At 37.3% G+C, this 1,331-nt stretch carries 1 protein-coding gene; it reads left to right on the top strand.

The features are described 5' to 3' along the window. Nucleotides 1-18 precede the first annotated feature (18 nt). Entirely contained in the window at nucleotides 19-1,185 is a 1,167-nt protein-coding gene (locus IF125_RS14145; RefSeq protein ID WP_008651082.1) for a tetracycline-inactivating monooxygenase Tet(X2), read from the top strand. The last annotated feature ends 146 nt before the right edge of the window (nucleotides 1,186-1,331 follow it).

The following is a 1,331-nucleotide window of genomic DNA, read 5'->3' as shown; positions in this document are numbered from 1 at the left end:
GTTATGTGCCATTTTTGAATGACAATGCGAATAGATACAGACAAACAAATGAATTTACTTAGTGATAAGAACGTTGCAATAATTGGTGGTGGACCCGTTGGACTGACTATGGCAAAATTATTACAGCAAAACGGCATAGACGTTTCAGTTTACGAAAGAGACAACGACCGAGAGGCAAGAATTTTTGGTGGAACCCTTGACCTACACAAAGGTTCAGGTCAGGAAGCAATGAAAAAAGCGGGATTGTTACAAACTTATTATGACTTAGCCTTACCAATGGGTGTAAATATTGCTGATGAAAAAGGCAATATTTTATCCACAAAAAATGTAAAGCCCGAAAATCGATTTGACAATCCTGAAATAAACAGAAATGACTTAAGGGCTATCTTGTTGAATAGTTTAGAAAACGACACGGTTATTTGGGATAGAAAACTTGTTATGCTTGAACCTGGTAAGAAGAAGTGGACACTAACTTTTGAGAATAAACCGAGTGAAACAGCAGATTTGGTTATTCTTGCCAATGGCGGGATGTCCAAGGTAAGAAAATTTGTTACCGACACGGAAGTTGAAGAAACAGGTACTTTCAATATACAAGCCGATATTCATCAACCAGAGATAAACTGTCCTGGATTTTTTCAGCTATGCAATGGAAACCGGCTAATGGCATCTCACCAAGGTAATTTATTATTTGCTAACCCCAATAATAATGGTGCATTGCATTTTGGAATAAGTTTTAAAACACCTGATGAATGGAAAAACCAAACGCAGGTAGATTTTCAAAACAGAAATAGTGTCGTTGATTTTCTTCTGAAAGAATTTTCCGATTGGGACGAACGCTACAAAGAATTGATTCATACGACGTTGTCATTTGTAGGATTGGCTACACGGATATTTCCTTTAGAAAAGCCTTGGAAAAGCAAGCGCCCATTACCCATAACAATGATTGGGGATGCCGCACATTTGATGCCGCCTTTTGCAGGGCAGGGAGTAAATAGTGGGTTGGTGGATGCCTTGATATTGTCTGATAATCTAGCCGATGGAAAATTTAATAGCATTGAAGAGGCTGTTAAAAATTATGAACAGCAAATGTTTATCTATGGCAAAGAAGCACAAGAAGAATCAACTCAAAACGAAATTGAAATGTTTAAACCCGACTTTACGTTTCAGCAATTGTTAAATGTATAAAATGGAATAAAACGGCACATAACAAACAAATTGGCAATAGAGCCGGTGAAGTACTTCTATTGAACTTTTGTGCAATGTTGAAGATTAGTAATTCTATTCAACATTTGTGCTAAAAGTCGGCTCCATCGCCAATTTGCCAAACGTTA

Origin of the sequence: Empedobacter stercoris, assembly GCF_020281205.1 — a bacterium.
In the GTDB taxonomy this organism is placed as follows: Bacteria; Bacteroidota; Bacteroidia; order Flavobacteriales; family Weeksellaceae; genus Empedobacter; species Empedobacter stercoris.
This window is presented reverse-complemented; position numbering and strand designations above follow the sequence as displayed.